Below are 16,928 nucleotides of genomic sequence, written 5' to 3'. Positions count from 1 at the left end.
TCAGAAACCCACCTTCACCACGGCGGTCAGGATCAGCTGGAGCAGTGCGATGGGCACCAGCCCCAGCCAGCAGAACTTCTGCAACTGGTCCACCCGCAACCTCGGGAACGCCACCCGCAGCCAGATGATCACGAACGCGACCGCGCCGACCTTGACCAGCGTCCACAGCCACCCGAGGGTGTCGCTGGCGAAGGGTCCCTTCCAGCCGCCGAGGAACAGGACGGTGGTGAGCGCGGAGATGACGACGATGCCGACGTACTCGGCGAGCAGGAACAGCGCGAAGCGCAGTCCGGTGTACTCGGTGAGGTAGCCGAAGACGAGTTCGGAGTCGGCGATCGGGGCGTCGAAGGGCGGGCGGCGGATCTCGGCGAGCCCGGCGGTGAAGAACACGAACAGCGCCGGGAGCTGCCACAGCAGCCACCACGGCCGCCACGCCTCGACGATGCCGGTGAGGGAGAGCGTCCCGGCGGCCATGGCGACGCTGGCGGCGGCGAGCACGAACGGCAGCTCGTAGGCGAGCAGCTGCGCGGCGGCGCGCAGCGCGCCCAGCAGCGTGTACTTGTTGGCGCTGGCCCAGCCGGCCATGAGGACGGCGACGATGCCGACGCCGACGACGGCCAGGACCAGGAACAGCCCCATGTCGAGGGGCTGCGCGACGAGGTCCCCGGGTCCCAGCGGGATCACCAGCAGCGCCACCAGGTACGGGACGAGCGCGACGGCGGGGGCGAGCCGGAACACCGACTTGTCGGCGGCCCCGGGCACGACCTCTTCCTTCTGGACGAACTTCACGCCGTCGGCGATGAGCTGCGCCCACCCGTGGAACCGCCCGGCGTACATGGGCCCGAGGCGTCCCTGCATGTGCGCCATCACCTTGTGCTCGGTCTGGCCCACGATCAGCGGCAGCGTGAGGAAGGCGACGAAGACTCCGGCGACGCGGATCGCGATCTCCAGCCAGACCGGCATGTCAGTCGCCTTCCCGCTCGTTGGGGCCCCAGGTCCCCGGTTCGGGGACGCCCGGCGGCCGCATCGGCGCCCTCTTGCGTCCCCCGGGCGCGGCGTGGCTCTCGCCCGGTTCCTTCGCGCCCGGCCAGGGCTTGGCGACCCGCGAGGCGAGCACGAAGTCCTTGCGCAGCGGATGCCCCTCGAACTCGGGGGCCAGCAGCAGCGGAATGAGGTTCGGGTGCCCGTCGAAGTCGAGCCCGAACATCTCGGCGGTCTCCCGCTCGTGCCAGTCGGCGCCCGGGTAGACGTCCACGATCGAGTCGACGGTCTCACCCGGCGGGACGAGCGCGCGGATCAGCACGCCCTCCTTCTGCGCGACCGACCACACGTGCGCCACCAGCCGGAACCCGTCCGGCGATTCGTCGACGGCCGACAGCCAGTCGAAGAAGTCGCAGCCGAGCACGTCCCGCGCCTTGAGGAGAGTGTCCCGCCACGCCGACGGTGGAACGTCCACCGTGGGGCGTGGGTGCCCGCCGTCGGCGGTCTCACCTTCGAGCTGGGTGACGTCCATGGGGGTCACCTTAGCGTCACGCGAGGGCGGTGAGGGGCGGCCGGGAGGCGTGTTTCTTTCGCGGGACGATGCCGTATGGGGACCCCGTCCCATCAGGACATGTGAAAGGGCCCGCGCTCATGCGCGGGCCCGTCGAGGGTGGATCAGTTCTTCCACTGCTCCTGCGGAGCCACACCCGGAATCGGCCGCCCGATCAGCGCCAGGGGGATGAAGAACCCGATCTGCCCGAGCACGGCGGTGAGCACGACGAGCTCCTTCTCGGAGTAGTGCTTGGTCGCCTCGTCGTACAGCTCATCGGAGACACGCGGACCCGCACTCGGCGTGTGCACCGCCTCGGCGAGCGCGAGCGCGGCCTTCTCCGCGTCGGTGAAGTACGGCGAGTCGCGCCACGTGGCGACCGCGCCCAGACGCTCGGGCGTGTCCTCCGAGTCGCGGATGATGCGGGCGGTGAAGTAGGAGCTGCCCAGCAGCTGCCCGACGCGCAGGCCGAGCAGGTCGCACAGGGTCTTGGGCAGCACGCCGTCGTTCACCTTGTTCACGGCGGCGGCGACCTCACCGATCTGCGGCAGGTCGGCGGCGGGGTTGGCGAAGCGGGACTTGAGGGTCATGTCGGTGATGCCTCTCATCGAAGGGATGGACCGGTTGGAACACCTCTATGACGGAGGGCGCAGGAAGTGTGTGACAGGCGCGAGAGAGACGGCGGTCACATTGCCGACCACCAGCCCGAGGGATCTAACCCGGGCACAGTGACTGGCAGGCAACGGGGTCAAAACCCGGGCAACAGACGGAGCTTGTTGTTTTAGAGCCGGACCGAGACGGCCCGCAACCCGCCGACAAACCGCGCCCCCGAGACCAGATCCGCTGAAGCTGTCTCGGGAAAGGAGAGGATCCTCCCTCGGTCGGCCGGATGGGTTCTTCGAACGAGGGTTCTCGGGGTGTCAAGCCGCGTTCTTTGGCTTGACACCCCGAGGTTCATCGTTCACCGTCGCAAAGGCCGAACGCGGGTGGAGCCTCCCGAGAGAGGTCCGGCGTCCAGGGGCCGCACCCCTGGTCAGGTCCCAGGGCTGAAAGCCCTGACCAGACGGCGACCGTCAAATAGCGCCAACACGGGGACTAGCCAAGGGACGATCCGCGGGAAGACAAGAAGCCACCCACCCCCAACGCAGGGAACAGCCAAAGACCGATCGAGGGCGAAACCCTACCGCAACGGCAACTGCCCATTCCGGAACACATCCACGAACAACTGGTGATCCGTCCGCGCCCTGACCCCATACCCGTGCGCGAACTCCACCAGCATCTCCGCGAACCCCTTGTCGTCCTCCCCCACCGCCGCCGCGATGGCCTCCTCCGTGGAGTAGTCCACCAGCGTGTGCGAGGACTCGTCGTCGGCCACCGCGTGCATCCGCGCCACCGCCGCCCCCAGCGACCCGACGACCAGGCCGATGTCGCCCATGTCGTCCAGCTCGGTCCAGTCCAGGTCGGAGGCGTAGGGCGACACCTCGGCGACGACCTGCCCGATCCCGTCGAGGGTCGCGTAGCCGAGCCACGGGTCGGCGTGGGCTTGCAGGGCGCGCTGCGACTCGGCGGTGCGCTGTCCCTGGTGGGCGAAGTAGGAGGCGACGGCCGAGTCGGTGACGACCCGCGACACGGCGGGCACCTGTCCCTGCTTCATGTACAGGACGACGTCGTTCTCCAGGGCCTGCGAGTTGCCCTCCAGCAGCAGGTTGTACGAGGGCAGCCCGGCCGAGCCGATGCCCACGCCCTTGCGCAGGACGACGTCCTTGACCTCGATGGACGTGGGGCGCAGCACGTAGTCCGAGGGCATCGTGGCCAGGCAGTCGTAGAAGGCGTCGAGGACGCGGGAGCGCGTCGCGTCGTCCACTTCGTACACGCCCTCGAAGACCGAGAAGCGCCGGTCGTAGTCGTCGATGGTGGTCTGCCGGTCGAGCATGGCGGTGCGGGTGTTGAGGCGGGCCTCCTGCAGGACGCGCTTGAGGGGCCCGTCGGTGTTGGCCAGGGTCAGCTCGCCGATGGCGTCGTCGCCCTTGGCGGCGATGACGCGGATCTCGCGCAGGTAGGCGGCGGCGAAGCGGCGGACCAGGACGGAGATGTCCTCGTCGGAGAGGGCCTTGCCGTAGCCGATGAGCGCGATGGACGCCGCGAAGCGCTTCAGGTCCCAGGTGAAGGGACCGACGTAGGCCTCGTCGAAGTCGTTCACGTTGAACACGAGCTGACCGGCGGCGTTCATGTACGTGCCGAAGTTCTCGGCGTGCAGGTCGCCGTGGATCCACACGCGTGAGGTGCGCTCGTCCAGGTACGGGTCGTCCTGCCCGTGCACGTCGGCGTAGAACAGGCACGCGCTGCCCCGGTAGAAGGCGAAGGCGTTGCCCGCCATCTTGCGGAACTTGCGTTCGAAGGCGTACGGGTCGGCGGCCATCAGCTCACCGAACTCGGCCCGGAGGACGTCGACGATGAACGAGGAACGAGCGTCCATTGCTCTCCTATGTCGGGGGTGGTACCGGTGGCGCGCTCAGTTCGGCGGCGGTCTTGCGGACACCCCCGAAACCCGACCGCTCCGCGGCGATCTTCTCCTGGAGTGTGAGGATGCCGTGCAACAGCGCCTCCGGACGCGGCGGGCAGCCCGGGACGTACACGTCGACCGGGATGAGCTGGTCCACGCCCTTGGTCACCGAGTAGGAGTCCCAGTACGGGCCGCCGCAGTTGCTGCACGCCCCGAAGGAGATCACGTACTTCGGTTCGGGCATCTGGTCGTAGAGCCGCTTGATCGCCGGCGCCATCTTGTCGGTGACGGTGCCGGACACCACCATGAGGTCGGCCTGCCGCGGGCCGTGCGCGAAGGGGATCACGCCCAGGCGCATGAAGTCGTGGCGGCCCATGGACGCCGCGATGAACTCGATGGCGCAGCAGGCCAGCCCGAAGTTGAAGACCCAGAGGGAGTACTTGCGTCCCCAGTTGAGGATGAACCGAATCGGTTCGCCCAGGACTTGCGGCAGCTCCATCAGTACCTCCGGGTCGGGGGTCGGCGGACCACGGGGAACCGCACGCGGGCGGGCACCGGACGCAGGGCCACGCACGTGCGCGCGGGCTCGTCGTCCAGGCCGTCGTCGTAGAGGTCGGGGGTGACGATCGGCGCGATCAGCCGCGCCAGCGGTGAGCCCGCCTCGTCGAGCCCGAAGGCCCGCCGCCAGGCGGCCACCACGCACTCGCTCGTCATCACGCGGTCGTCCAGGACAGGACGCCCTTGCGCCAGGCGTACAGGAGTCCGAGGGCGAGCACGGCGACGAAGACGCCCATCTCGGCCACGGTGATCATGCCGAGGGCGTCGAAGACCGTCGCCCAGGGGAAGAGGAAAACGCTCTCCACCGCGAACAACGCGTATAGGAAGGCGTAGACGTAGTACCGGATCTGCGCCTGTGCCCAGTCGCCTCCGGCGGGATCGAGGCCGCACTCGTACGTCGTCGACTTGGCCGCCGAGGGAGCGTTCGTCCGCAGCAACCGGTTCGCGGTGTACGCGACGGCGAAGAAGGCTCCGGCGACCAGCAGCAAGATACCGAGTGTCGCGTATGAACCGAGGTAACCGTCCACGGTGAGTAAGCCTAGTGCGTGTTTCGCGAAACGATGCAACCGAAGCGCGGACGGGGTGCGTAGAAGGGGCGAGGAGGGACCGCCCATATGAACCCACGTCAGGAAGCGGAGTTCCGCGAGTTCGCCGCCGCCCGCCGGGACGCGCTGCTGCGCAGCGCGTATCTGGTGTGCGGCGACTGGCATCGCGCCGAGGACGCCGTGCAGACCTCGCTGGTGAAGCTGTACGCGGCCTGGACGCGGACCCGCCGCCCCACCGCCGAGGCCTACGCGCGCCAGATCGTGATGCGCACGCTCATCGACGAGGGGCGACGGGGCTGGTTCCGCCGGGAGCGGGCCTACGCCGCGGCCCCGATCGAACCGGCGTCGGTGACCGCCGACACCACCGGGCGCATCGTCGCCCTCTCCGCTCTCGCCAAGCTGCCGGCCAGGCAGCGGGCGACCCTCGTCCTCCGTTTCTGGGAGGACCTCTCGGTCGAGGAGACGGCGCAGGCCCTGCGCTGCTCGGCCGGGACCGTGAAAAGCCAGACCGCGCGGGGGCTGCAGACGCTGCGCGGGCTGCTCGACGAGACACAGCTCACCTTCGGCCGAGGAGCCGCGACATGAACCATGAAGAAGTCCGGGGCGTCTTCCACGACGCCCTCGGGGAGACGCCCCCGCTCCCCCGTAACGACACAGACGACATCATCAGCGCCGGACGCCGCGTCGTCGGCCGCCGCCGGGCGTGGCGGACGTCCGGGGCGGTGGCGGGCATCACCGCCGTCGTCGCGCTGGTCGGCTTCGCCCTCCAGCAGGGCGGCGCGAGGCCGGTGAACGACGCCGCCGCCGGTTCCTCGTCCTCGCCCGCGACCTCGGGCTCGGACTGGTACATCCAGCAGGGGAATCCCGACCCCGAGCACCGCTACCAGAACGCGCTCAGGGACGTCCTGGCCGCGCGTTTCCCCGGCCAGACCCTGGTCAAGCGGCCACTGATCGCCGCGCCCGGGGACGTTCCCGACCGGGAGCTGCTCGAATTCGGGGATTCGACCCGGCGCGACGGCATCGGGATGGACGTGATCGTGCACTTCCCGACCGGGGATCCCACCTGGCTGATGGTGAACGTCGAGCCGGTGCTCCCGCATGACGGCGGCGATGAGGACTACCTGCGCGAGATCGGCCGGTGCGAGGAAGAGTCCGTGGACTGCCACACGGAGAACGGCCCCAACGGTGAGCTGATCGTCTGGCGCGGCGGTGTGGACTCCAATGACGGCGGCGAGGTCAAGAACGTCGCCATCGTCCTGCGCGGCGATGGGACGGTGGTCCGGGTCAAGGCCCTCGTCTTCACCCCCGACGACACCTCCTTGAGCGCCGGCGACGGCACCTCGACCCTCCCGCAGGTGACCGTGGACGACGTCAAGGCCATCGCCCTGGCCCTGCCGATGGCGCCGACCTACGGCTAGCGCCCCCGAGCACGGCGAAGGCCCCGGACCAGGTGGTCCGGGGCCTTCACGTCGTCGTCACGCTCAGCCGATGAACGGCAGGGCGCACGAGCAGATGATCAGCACGGCCAGCACCGCGTAGATCGCGATGAGGATCGGCGTGCCGTTCCACGGCTGCGGCGCCGGGCCGAGGGCACCGGGAGAGAACTGCCACACGGGGGCGCGGTACTCGATGGAGACCTGCTGGCCGGGCGCGACCGGGACCTGGATGTCGGCCGGTCCCAGCTTCGGGGGGAGGAAGTAGGGGACCTCGACGTGGACGTGGTGGTTGCCCGGGGGGACCGGGAACTGGTTCTGGTTCCACTGGGCCTGGTACTGCTGGCCGTTGATGAAGACCTTCGGCTTGAAGAAGTACAGGATCCACGCGAGCGGGAAGAACTTCGCGTCGAGGTTGATCCAGCCCTGCGAGCCGCCGCCGGCCTGCGCGGGCGGAGGCTGCTGCTGGTACCCCTGCTGCTGGTAGGGGTCGGTGTACCCCTGCGGCGGGTAAGCGGGCTGACCCTGGGCCGCCTGCGGCTGCTGGTAGGGATCGGTGTGACCGATGGGGGGCTGCTGGCCGTAGCCTGGCTGGCCGTATCCGGGCTGCTGAGGTGGGTAGGTCATGACCTTTGCTTTCTCGTCACGGCAGGTGTGGGGGACGATACACGGGCCACGCTCAAGATCCACCGTTCCGCGCCGGGTGTGCCCGTGACGCAACCCGAAGGGGCAACAGGGCGTGTCCTACTCGCATCCGAAAGCGTTGGACACTGGACGAGGAGATGACATGGCCTTCGCAGAACCTCTGGCGGCGGGGTCGTCGATTCGACTCGACAAAAGCACCATTTCGTATATACCGGGCGTGATCCCGCCCCTGGCGCAGCGCCCGCGCACGGGACGGGGGAGGATGGGTACGGCCGGAGCCGACGGGGAACCGCGTACGGGCGCCGGTCATGTCGGCCTGTCCGCGGAAAGGGAACGGATGCGCTCGCAGTCGGAGTTCATCGCGCTCTACGACGCGCGTTTCTCCGACCTGTCCGCACAGCTCTACGCCTACACCGCCGACGCGACCGAGGCGCAGGATCTCGTGCAGGAGGCCTTCCTGCGGGCGTGGCAGCGTTGGGACAAGATCGGCGCCTACGACGACCCGATCGCGTGGGTTCGCCGGGTCGCGTGGAACCTCGCCATGAGCCGCCACCGCCGCCTGGCCGTCGTCCGCCGCTTCCTGGCCCGCTCCGGGCCGCCCGAGGCGCACCCCGGCATGTCGCCCGACCACGTCGCGCTGGTCGCCGCCCTGCGCCGCCTGCCCGACAAGCAGCGCCGCGCGCTGGTCCTGCACTACCTGGCCGACATGCCCATCGCCGAGATCGCCCGCGAGACCGGGGCGAAGGAGGGCACCGTCAAGTCCTGGCTGCACCGCGGCCGGACCGAGATGGCCAAGCACCTGACCGAGATCGAACCCGGCATCGAGGCCGAGCGAAGCAGAAAGGAGGCGAGCCGACGTGGCTGAGAAGGACGACTTCGATCGCGACGACGCCGCCGACGACCTGCTGAAGGCCGCCTTCGCGTCCTACAAGACCGAAGCCGCCGACGCCTTCGCGCGCACCGGCTCGCCCGCCCTGTTCGGCGAGGCGAAGAAGCACGCCCGCCGCCGCGCGATCACCCTCGGCGCGGCCGTCACCGGCTGCTTCACCCTGCTGCTGGGCGGCGTGGCCGTCGCCACCAACTCCTCGTACTTCCCCGGCCCCAGCGCCAACCAGCACGGCGACACCAACGACGACACGAAGAACCCCGGCGACCCCGACGGTCCCGACGGTCTTCAGGTCAGTGAATCGGCGGTGCCCTCGCCCGCGCCCGTCACCGACCTGCGTAACACCGAACTGACCCTGCCCGCCTGGCCCGGCGCCCTCGCGAGCGCCTGCCCGGCCGGGGTCTTCCGCTTCGCCGACGGCGTCGCCCTGCCGCCGGTGCCGCCCGCCTCGCCCAGCGGCACGGCCTCGGCCGATCCCAGCTCGGGGACCGCCGCGCAGCCCCCGGCGGCCTCGTCCTGGCGGGTCCTGCCCGGCCCCGCGGTGGCCGTGCGGGCCAATGTGGACGGCAAGCCCGGCGACGAGCTGCTGCTGCCCGTGGGCTGCGGCGCCACGCCCGTCCAGGGCCTGGTCGTGCTGAGCGACCAGAAGACCCCCATCGGCTTCGTGAGCTCCGGCGTGGACGCCAAGGACGTCCTCGCCGCGGTCGCCGTCCACGATGGCGTGATCGCGGTCACGACGAAGACCGGCGGGGTGGCCACGACCAGGCACTTCCGTTTCGCGGGCGGCGCGTTCGCCGAGGTCCCGGCCCCGAACACGTCGCCGTCCGGCAGCCCCTCGGCCTCGTCGAGCCCGTCGTCCCCGCCACCGTCCCCGGCCGCCCCCGGCGGCGACACCGGAGGACAGGTCCCCGAGGGCCTGAACGGCACCCAGGCGGGCGCGTGACATCGCCGCGCGAGTGTCGCAGGTTACGCGACGGCCTCCGCGCGCGACGTAGCATCGCGGGTGTAGGACAGTGTTGCGGTGGAGTGGCGCAGCGACGCGCCTCCATCGGTCGTACCCAGGTTCTTCCGCCAGAAGCGAGGGTGCCCTAACCGGCCCCGCTGGCCCGTATTTGGAGGGCGCCGTGAGCGACGTCAGCTCACCCGAAGCGAAACCGATCCGGCAACTCGATCACGTCGTCATCAGATTCGCCGGGGACTCGGGTGACGGCATGCAGCTCACCGGTGACCGCTTCACCAGCGAGACCGCGCAGCTGGGCAACGACCTGTCGACGCTCCCGAACTTCCCCGCCGAGATCCGGGCCCCCGCCGGGACCCTGCCGGGCGTGTCCAGCTTCCAGCTGCACTTCGCCGACCACGACATCCTCACCCCGGGCGACGCGCCCGACGTGCTGGTGGCGATGAACCCGGCCGCGCTCAAGGCCAACGTCGGCGACCTGCCCGGCGGCGCGACGGTCATCGTGAACGTCGACGAGTTCAACAAGCGCGCCATGGCCAAGGTCGGCTACGCGACCAGCCCCTTCGAGGACGACTCGCTGTCCGGGTTCACCGTGCACCAGGTGCCGCTGACCTCGATGACGGTGGAGTCCCTCGCCGAGTACGAGGTCCCCAAGCGGGACGCCGTGCGCGCCAAGAACATGTTCGCCCTGGGCCTGATCTCCTGGCTGTACTCGCGGCCGGTCGAGTCGACCATCGCGTTCATCGAGCGCAAGTTCGCCGCCCGCCCCGAGATCGCCACCGCCAACGTGGCCGCCATCAAGGCCGGCTGGGCCTACGGCGAGACCACCGAGGGCTTCGCGGTCCGCTACGAGGTCAAGCCCGCGACGCTGCCCGCCGGCAACTACCGCAACATCACCGGCAACACCGCCCTCGCCTACGGCATCGTCGCGGCGGGCGTCCGCTCGGAACTGCCGGTGTTCCTCGGGGCCTACCCGATCACCCCGGCCAGCGACATCCTCCACGAGCTGAGCCGCCACAAGAAGTTCGGCGTCACCACCTTCCAGGCCGAGGACGAGATCGCCGCGGTCGGCGCGGCCATCGGCGCGTCCTACGGCGGCGCCCTGGGCGTCACCTCGACCTCCGGTCCCGGCGTGGCCCTGAAGTCGGAGGCGATCAGCCTCGCCGTCGCCCTGGAGCTGCCGCTGGTCGTCGTCGACGTGCAGCGCGCGGGCCCGTCCACCGGCCTGCCCACCAAGACCGAGCAGGCCGACCTGAACATCGCCCTGTTCGGCCGCCACGGTGAGGCGCCCGTCGCGGTCGTCGCCGCCAGCTCGCCCTCCGACTGCTTCCACGCCGCCCTGGAGGCCTGCCGGATCGCCGTCCAGTACCGGACCCCGGTGATCCTGCTGTCCGACGGCTACCTCGCCAACGGCTCCGAGCCGTGGAAGCTGCCCGAGATCGACGAGCTGCCCGACCTGCGCGTCGCCTTCGCCGACGGCCCCAACCACACCCTCGACAACGGCGAGGAGGTGTTCTGGCCCTACAAGCGCGACCCGCAGACCCTCGCGCGGCCCTGGGCCGTCCCCGGCACCGCCGGGCTGGAGCACCGCATCGGCGGCCTGGAGAAGCGCGACGGCACCGGCGACATCTCCTACGACCCCGCCAACCACGACCTCATGGTCCGCACCCGCGCGGCCCGCATCGAGGCCATCGAGGTCCCCGACCTTGAAGTCGAGGACCCGACCGGCGACGCCCGCGTCCTGGCCCTCGGCTGGGGCTCCACCTACGGCCCGATCGGCGCGGCCTGCCGCAAGCTGCGCGCCGCCGGGCAGTCCATCGCCCAGGCCCACCTGCGGCACCTCTCGCCGATGCCCGCCAACCTCGGCAAGGTGCTCGCCTCGTACGACAAGGTCATCGTCCCCGAGATGAACCTCGGCCAACTGTCCACCGTGCTTCGCGCCCGCTTCCTGGTCGACGTCATCGGCTACCAGCAGGTCCGCGGACTGCCGTTCACGTCGACCGAGCTGGAGTCGGTCTTCGAGGAGGTCGTCAAGAATGTCTGAGACCGTCGCGGCGCGCACCGCCTTCGACCTGATCCCCAAGGCCACCGGCCCCCAGGCCGCCAAGGACTTCAAAAGCGACCAGGAGGTCCGCTGGTGCCCCGGTTGCGGTGACTACGCGATCCTGGCCGCCATGCAGGGCTTCCTGCCCGAGCTCGGCCTGGCCCGCGAGAACATCTGCTTCGTGTCCGGCATCGGCTGCTCCTCGCGCTTCCCGTACTACCTGAACACCTACGGGATGCACTCCATCCACGGCCGCGCGCCCGCCATCGCCACCGGCCTGGCCGCGTCCCGCCCCGACCTGTCGGTCTGGGTCGTCACCGGCGACGGCGACGCCCTGTCCATCGGCGGCAACCACCTCATCCACGCGCTGCGCCGCAACGTCAACCTGAAGATCCTGCTGTTCAACAACCGGATCTACGGCCTGACCAAGGGCCAGTACTCGCCCACCTCCGAGGTCGGCAAGCTCACCAAGTCCACCCCCATGGGCTCGGTGGACTACCCGTTCAACCCGCTGTCCCTGGCCATCGGCGCCGAAGCCAGCTTCGTGGCCCGCACCATCGACTCCGACCGCAAGCACCTCACCTCGGTGCTCCGCGCGGCCGCCGAGCACGAGGGCAGCGCCTTCGTCGAGATCTACCAGAACTGCAACATCTTCAACGACGGCGCCTTCGACGTCCTGAAGGACCCCGAGTCCCGCGACGAGGCCCTCATCCGCCTCGAACACGGCTCGCCCATCACCCTCGGCAAGGACGGCCAGTGGGCCGTCGTCCGCACCGGCTGGGGCCTCGGCGTCGCCGAGACGGCATCCGTCGACCCGGCCGACATCGTCGTCCACGACGAGACCGTGGAAGACGCCTCCTACGCCTTCGCCCTGTCCCGCCTCCCCGGCCTCGACCTGCGGAACACGCCCATCGGCGTCCTCCGCAACGTCAAACGGCCCACGTACGACTCGATCGTGCGCGAGCAGCTGGAGACGGCGGCGACGTCGGCGCCGAAGGAAGAGGAACTGGCGCGGCTGCTGAATTCCGGGGACACCTGGACGATCCTGTAGCGGCTTCTCGCGTGTGTGGGCCCCGGCTTCGGCCGGGGCCTTTCGCGTGACCGCAGGCCGCGTAACCTTTCGCACAGATGATCGGTTATACGGGCATGATCGACCTGCCGCCCCACCGGCCCAGTACGGTCTACAACTGGGGCCCTACCTCTACGACCCGAACCCCTGGCTGCTGCCCGGCGTGGGCTCGACGGTGGAGTACCTGGACAGCACCGTCGCCAGGACCACCCACCCGAGCGGCCTTCGGCGACGCGCGACGGCACATCTCACAACACACCTCGACGCCTCCGCCCCTTCGGAACTCACGGCGACGCACGGCGTGCGCCTGAGACTCGACCAGCGCACCGACCTCGCACCCGGCATCGTCGTGGTTCCATGGGCCGCGCTCATCCACGGCGCGATCCGGTTCACCGCCATTGACGTCGCGCTCGTGATCGACGTGTACGACGAACCCCCCCGATGACCCGTTCCGGGCCGCCCTCTACGCGGCCTCGGGCGTCACCCACTACTGGCAGGCGATTCTCGGCGCCGATCCCCACGTGTCCACACTGCTCCTCGACACCGCGACCCGCTCGTACCGGCTCACCGGCGAGCACAGGCGGGTGCTCGTCACCGACCGGCCTTGGGCGATGTCACTACAGCTCGACGCACTCACTTCTCCCCCACCCCCACCAGGCCCGACTCGTACGCGATGATCACCAGCTGCGCCCTGTCCCTGGCCCGCAGTTTCGCCAGGAGCCGGCCGATGTGGGTCTTCACCGTCGCCAGGCTCACGTGCAGGTGGGCGGCGAGGTCGGCGTTGGACAGGCCCTTGGCGATCAGTGTCAGGACCTCCTTCTCGCGTTCGGTGACCCCCGACAGGTCCGCGCCCGCGCCCGAGGACGGGGTGACCTCCTTGCGCGCGAACTCGTGGATCAGCCTCCGGGTCACCGTCGGCGCGAGCAGGCCCTCGCCGGAGGCGACCACGCGGATGCCGGTGAGCAGCTCACCGGGGGGCGTGTCCTTCAGCAGGAAACCCGACGCGCCGGCCCTCAGCGCGTCGTAGACGTAGGCGTCCAGGTCGAAGGTGGTCAGCATCAGCACGCGCGTCTCCTGCGCCGCCGTGATCCGCCTGGTGGCCTCGATGCCGTCCATCTCGGGCATGCGCACGTCCATCAGGACGACGTCGGGCCGCGTCGCGGCGGCCAGGGCGACGGCTTGGGCGCCGTTCTCGGCCTCGCCGACCACGGTCAGGTCCGGCGCGGTGTCCACCAGGAGCCGGAAGCTGCCGCGCAGCAGGGCCTGGTCGTCGACGATCAGGACGCGGATGGGCTCGCTCAACTGGTCTCTCCTGTCCGGTACGGGATGCGGGCGCGCACGGCGAAGCCGCCGCCGGGACGCGGCCCGGCCTCGAAGGTCCCCGCGAACATCATCACCCGTTCCCGCATGCCGTCGACGCCGTGCCCGGGCTCGCTGAAGCGTTCGGGCAGGACGCGGTGGCCCGGCCCGTCGTCGACGATGTCGACGCGCACCTCGCCGTACACGGCGGCCACGGTCACGCGGCAGTCGGCGGGCGCGGCGTGCTTGACCACGTTGGTGAGGGCCTCCTGGACGATCCGGTACACCGCCAGGGACACGCCCTCGGGCAGCCCGTCGAGGTCGGTCAGTTCCAGCTTCACGCGCACCCCGGCCTGCCGGGCGCGTTCGGCGAGCGCGGGGATCTCGGCGAGGGTGGGCGCGGGGGTGAGTTCGGCGTCCTCGGTGTCGGAGCGCAGGACACCGAGCATGCCGCGCATCTCGATCAGCGCGCCCCGGCTGATCGTCTCGATGACGCGGAGGGCCTCACGCGCCTCGGTGGGGTGCTCCTCGGCGACGTGGTTGGCGATACCGGCCTTGACGGCGATGACCGACAGGGAGTGGGCGACGACGTCGTGCATCTCGCGGGCGATGCGCAGCCGCTCGTCCACGATGGCCTTGGACGTGGACTCGGCGGCGTTGCGGAACTCGGCCAGCCGCAGCCGGCGGGTGCCGTGCCCGATGACCCAGGTGACGGTGAGGACGAGGGACAGGAACCCGACCATCTGGGCGGTGTCGGTGAGGTTCTGCCCGATGTTGAGGTGCAGGCCGATGAACTGCGCGGCGCCGGTGATGACGGCCGTGGCGACGAGCGCGATGAGCGACCACGACCGCCGCTCGGCGAGGGCCACCATGTACATCGCGATGACGGTGGCGGTGTAGGGCTCCTTCGTCATCGCGGCGACGGTGGCGACACTGGTGCACACCACGACGCACGCCAGCGCGGGCAGCGGCCACTTGCGGCGGACCGCGATGGGCCCGCCGACGCCGACGGCGAGGACGACGGCGATCCACATCGGGCCGTCGTAGGTGTACTCGCCGGGCTGCGGGGTCATGTTCCCGAAGCCGATGTAGATGATCGTGATGACGACCGCCGTGCACACGTCGAGGCCGATCATGTGCCAGGCGCGCGGCCAGCGGGTCAGCAGGTGTCGGAGGTCGGTCACGGCACCGACGGTAACCGCCCGGGTGTTGGTGCGCATCGGACTCCCGGCGTCATACCGTGGGCGGACGCAGCGCAGGAGGCGGGTGGGACGCCGCCGGGAGGCGGGTGGGCCGAACCCGCGCGGGTGGCGGACGCCGGTGGCGGGTGGGTTCGGGGAAAGGGTGGCGGGGACGCCCGCAACCCCGCAACCCCGCAACCCCGCAACCCCGCAACCCCGCAACCCCGCAACCCCGCAACCCCGCAACCCCGCAACCCCGCAACAATGATGGCGCGCGCCGTGGCCTTGACCGTGCCCGCGTCATGAGGCATCTCGCGGGGACGGCCGAGCCACCCGGAAGCCGAGACACCCGGCGGGCCCCGACCACCCCCTCACCTCAACCGACGAGGTGTGCGACCTGCGACCTTGGGTCATCACCGCGTTATCGGGCGCCTCCCGGCGAGCACGCCGAACCGCCGCTGCCTTCGGCCTCCCCGTGGAGCCTCGCCCCCGCCCCGCCGACGGCGACGTGAGAGGCGCGGCCAGCACGGCGGGGGCGAGAGACAAGCCTTCGCGCCCCTCACCGAGGCAGCGTGCGCGGCCCGGCCAGAGGGGTGGGCGGCCGGACGGCATACCCCCGCCCTCAACGCTGCCAGCGGCTTGGGGACCCGCCCGGCGAGGTGGGGTGGTCAGATGGCAAACCCTCGCCGACGGCGGCATGGGGAACCCGGGTCAGAGAGGTGCGAGGGTCGCCGACCGGCAAGCTCGCACCTCGCGCCGACGGCGGCCTGCGCAACCCGGCGAGCGGGGTACTGAGGGGCCGAGCGACAAGCCCTCACACCCACGCCATGGCATGGCATGGGGCCGAGCCAGAGGGATGCGGCGGCTGGCCAACCCGCCCCGCACCCATCACACCGCCGACCCGGCCCGACCTATCCGGCGAGCTGGTGGCCCGCCTCCCTCACCGATCGCAGCGTGCGCGGCCCGGCCAGAGGGATGCGGCGGCGGCCGGCCAACCCGACCCACCCCGCCCCGCCCCGCCCCATCCAGCAAGCCGATACCCACCCCCCACCCCCAACCCCCAACCCCACCCCTCACCGACGGTGGCGTGCCGCCCACCCGGCCCGTAGCCTTGTCGCCGTGACCGCGTTATGGGGCGTCTCGCCGGGGGCGTGTGGTGCTGGCTGATCTCGATCTCCCCGTTGAGTCCCCGCCGCATCCCACCGAGGCGCGGCGGGCGCGGTTCGTGGCCGCGGTGACGGCGGTGACCGTCTTGTGGCTGGGTGGGATGTGCGTGCTGGGTGCGGCGGTGGCGGGGAACTACTTCGCCTATCCCTACGCGGAGCGCGATCCGGGGACCGAGCGGGCCCTGGACGGGGCGACGGTGTGGCTGGGGGCGTTCACCGTCGGCGGGCCGCTGGTGATCGCCCTCCTTTCGGCGGCGGGGCGGTTGCCGATCGTGGCGTTGACGTACGCGGTGGTGGCGTTGCTGTGCGGGCTGCTGGTGCTGTCGGTGGCCTCGGCCGATCTGGCGCCGGACCGGCCGGTGCCGAACCCGACGCCGCATCATCGGGTTTCGCCGGGGCCTTCGCGGGGAATGCGGACGGGATGAACCGGCGGTGGACGTGGCTCGCGGTGGCCGGGGTGGGCCTGGTGTGGGTCGCGGGGGTGGCGGTGCTGGCCTCGCGGTGGCTGGACGTGGCGGTGCTGTTCACGACGCCGCATCCGGACGAGGCCGCGCGGGAGCGGGCCGCCGCGCTGTGGCTGGGAGGGGGTTTCACCGCGGGCGCGGTGGCGATGACGGCGGTGGCGTGGCTGGGACGGGTGCGCTGGCTGGCGATCGCGACGGGTGTACTGGCCCTGATGGGGGCCGTCGGTGAGGTCGCGGGGCTCCTCGGTCAGGCGTAGCCGTACTCGTCGACGTCGATGGTGGCGCCGGTCGCGGCGAGGAAGTCCAGGGCTTCGCGCCCGAGCGTCCAGCCGAGCCGTGCACCGGGATTCCCGTCGAAGCGCCGGACGATCCGCAGCGCGGCCGTGACCTCGCCGTCGGCGACCAGCGAGGCGATGCGGGTGCGGTACGGCCGGAGGCGGTCCAGGACGCGCGCGGCCTGTTCGTCCACGCGCAGATCCGGGTCGCGGCAGACGATCCGCCACGAGTGGCACGGCGGGACCGGGACCGGCGTGGTCCGCCGGGCCCCGCGCACGAGCCACTCGTCGGCGGGGAGGCCGATGAGCGCGTCGAGCCGCAGCGCGGTGAGCGTCTGGCCGCTCAGGTCGAAGTAGACGTACTGCTCCAA

20 protein-coding genes are annotated in these 16,928 nt (G+C 70.8%); 9 read left to right on the top strand and 11 right to left on the bottom strand.

The annotated features are described in order from the left end of the window. From QSK10_RS27495 to QSK10_RS27465, 7 genes are all read right to left on the bottom strand, one after another. Nucleotides 1-963, bottom strand: coding sequence for a complex I subunit 1/NuoH family protein (locus QSK10_RS27495; RefSeq protein WP_285666036.1), 963 nt, complete (start codon nt 961-963; stop codon nt 1-3). A gap of 1 nt (nt 964) precedes the next feature. Next, nucleotides 965-1,513, bottom strand: a complete 549-nt coding sequence (locus QSK10_RS27490) for an NADH-quinone oxidoreductase subunit C (protein WP_285666035.1) — start codon at nt 1,511-1,513, stop codon at nt 965-967. A gap of 143 nt (nt 1,514-1,656) precedes the next feature. Continuing rightward, nucleotides 1,657-2,139, bottom strand: a complete 483-nt coding sequence (locus tag QSK10_RS27485; RefSeq protein ID WP_285666034.1) for a carboxymuconolactone decarboxylase family protein — start codon at nt 2,137-2,139, stop codon at nt 1,657-1,659. A 572-nt stretch (nt 2,140-2,711) separates the two neighbouring features. Continuing rightward, nucleotides 2,712-4,007 (bottom strand): DUF2252 domain-containing protein, encoded by a 1,296-nt coding sequence (locus tag QSK10_RS27480; RefSeq protein ID WP_285666033.1) that lies wholly within the window; start codon nt 4,005-4,007, stop codon nt 2,712-2,714. A 7-nt stretch (nt 4,008-4,014) separates the two neighbouring features. Next, nucleotides 4,015-4,533 carry an NADH-quinone oxidoreductase subunit B gene (locus tag QSK10_RS27475; protein WP_285666032.1) on the bottom strand — a complete coding sequence of 173 codons (519 nt, stop codon included), beginning with the start codon at nt 4,531-4,533 and terminating at the stop codon, nt 4,015-4,017. Beyond that, complete coding sequence (locus QSK10_RS27470) at nt 4,533-4,748, bottom strand: hypothetical protein (RefSeq protein WP_285666031.1); 216 nt, start codon at nt 4,746-4,748, stop codon at nt 4,533-4,535. The genes QSK10_RS27475 and QSK10_RS27470 overlap by 1 nt, the downstream gene beginning before the upstream one ends. Continuing rightward, nucleotides 4,748-5,119, bottom strand: a complete 372-nt coding sequence (locus QSK10_RS27465) for an NADH-quinone oxidoreductase subunit A (RefSeq protein WP_285666030.1) — start codon at nt 5,117-5,119, stop codon at nt 4,748-4,750. Before QSK10_RS27465 ends, QSK10_RS27470 begins: the two co-directional genes overlap by 1 nt. Before the next feature lie 87 nt (nt 5,120-5,206). Here QSK10_RS27465 and QSK10_RS27460 point away from each other — a divergent pair, with 87 nt between their 5' ends. Together QSK10_RS27460 and QSK10_RS27455 are read left to right on the top strand one after the other, a co-directional pair. Then, nucleotides 5,207-5,722 carry a SigE family RNA polymerase sigma factor gene (locus QSK10_RS27460; RefSeq protein WP_285666029.1) on the top strand — a complete coding sequence of 172 codons (516 nt, stop codon included), beginning with the start codon at nt 5,207-5,209 and terminating at the stop codon, nt 5,720-5,722. Continuing rightward, the gene (locus tag QSK10_RS27455) at nt 5,719-6,555 is read left to right on the top strand and encodes a hypothetical protein (RefSeq protein ID WP_285666028.1); all 837 of its coding nucleotides are present in this window, start codon (nt 5,719-5,721) and stop codon (nt 6,553-6,555) included. The genes QSK10_RS27460 and QSK10_RS27455 overlap by 4 nt, the downstream gene beginning before the upstream one ends. A gap of 63 nt (nt 6,556-6,618) precedes the next feature. On the opposite strand, the gene QSK10_RS27450 is transcribed toward QSK10_RS27455, so the two are convergent. Continuing rightward, nucleotides 6,619-7,197, bottom strand: coding sequence for a hypothetical protein (locus QSK10_RS27450; protein WP_285666027.1), 579 nt, complete (start codon nt 7,195-7,197; stop codon nt 6,619-6,621). A gap of 355 nt (nt 7,198-7,552) precedes the next feature. Between QSK10_RS27450 and QSK10_RS27445 the strand changes: the two genes are divergently transcribed. From QSK10_RS27445 to QSK10_RS27425, 5 genes are all read left to right on the top strand, one after another. Then, the gene (locus QSK10_RS27445; RefSeq protein ID WP_285666026.1) at nt 7,553-8,080 is read left to right on the top strand and encodes an RNA polymerase sigma factor; all 528 of its coding nucleotides are present in this window, start codon (nt 7,553-7,555) and stop codon (nt 8,078-8,080) included. After that, nucleotides 8,073-9,044 carry a hypothetical protein gene (locus QSK10_RS27440; RefSeq protein WP_285666024.1) on the top strand — a complete coding sequence of 324 codons (972 nt, stop codon included), beginning with the start codon at nt 8,073-8,075 and terminating at the stop codon, nt 9,042-9,044. The genes QSK10_RS27445 and QSK10_RS27440 overlap by 8 nt, the downstream gene beginning before the upstream one ends. A gap of 181 nt (nt 9,045-9,225) precedes the next feature. Continuing rightward, the gene (locus QSK10_RS27435) at nt 9,226-11,103 is read left to right on the top strand and encodes a 2-oxoacid:acceptor oxidoreductase subunit alpha (protein ID WP_285666023.1); all 1,878 of its coding nucleotides are present in this window, start codon (nt 9,226-9,228) and stop codon (nt 11,101-11,103) included. Next, entirely contained in the window at nt 11,096-12,154 is a 1,059-nt protein-coding gene (locus QSK10_RS27430) for a 2-oxoacid:ferredoxin oxidoreductase subunit beta (protein WP_285666021.1), read from the top strand. Before QSK10_RS27435 ends, QSK10_RS27430 begins: the two co-directional genes overlap by 8 nt. 193 nt (nt 12,155-12,347) lie before the next feature. Next, a complete protein-coding gene (locus tag QSK10_RS27425; protein ID WP_285666019.1) occupies nt 12,348-12,617 on the top strand; it encodes a hypothetical protein in 270 nt (89 codons plus the stop codon). Between the two features lie 188 nt (nt 12,618-12,805). On the opposite strand, the gene QSK10_RS27420 is transcribed toward QSK10_RS27425, so the two are convergent. Further along, nucleotides 12,806-13,474: a response regulator gene (locus tag QSK10_RS27420; protein WP_285666017.1), complete on the bottom strand. Its 669-nt coding sequence runs from the start codon at nt 13,472-13,474 to the stop codon at nt 12,806-12,808. After that, the gene (locus QSK10_RS27415; protein WP_285666014.1) at nt 13,471-14,655 is read right to left on the bottom strand and encodes a sensor histidine kinase; all 1,185 of its coding nucleotides are present in this window, start codon (nt 14,653-14,655) and stop codon (nt 13,471-13,473) included. Before QSK10_RS27415 ends, QSK10_RS27420 begins: the two co-directional genes overlap by 4 nt. A 1,153-nt stretch (nt 14,656-15,808) precedes the next feature. Here QSK10_RS27415 and QSK10_RS27410 point away from each other — a divergent pair. Both QSK10_RS27410 and QSK10_RS27405 read left to right on the top strand, forming a co-directional pair. Continuing rightward, a complete protein-coding gene (locus QSK10_RS27410; protein WP_285666012.1) occupies nt 15,809-16,243 on the top strand; it encodes a DUF6234 family protein in 435 nt (144 codons plus the stop codon). Continuing rightward, a complete protein-coding gene (locus QSK10_RS27405; protein ID WP_285666008.1) occupies nt 16,240-16,539 on the top strand; it encodes a hypothetical protein in 300 nt (99 codons plus the stop codon). The genes QSK10_RS27410 and QSK10_RS27405 overlap by 4 nt, the downstream gene beginning before the upstream one ends. Here QSK10_RS27405 and QSK10_RS27400 read toward each other — a convergent pair. Beyond that, on the bottom strand, nt 16,530-16,928 hold the full coding sequence (locus QSK10_RS27400; protein WP_285666007.1) for a DUF4279 domain-containing protein: 399 nt from the start codon (nt 16,926-16,928) through the stop codon (nt 16,530-16,532). The genes QSK10_RS27405 and QSK10_RS27400 overlap by 10 nt on opposite strands.

Origin of the sequence: Actinorhabdospora filicis (assembly GCF_030269765.1) — a bacterium.
In the GTDB taxonomy this organism is placed as follows: Bacteria; Actinomycetota; Actinomycetes; order Mycobacteriales; family Micromonosporaceae; genus Actinorhabdospora; species Actinorhabdospora filicis.
The sequence above is the reverse complement of the archived record's forward strand: the minus strand, read 5'-3'. Positions and strand labels throughout refer to the sequence as shown.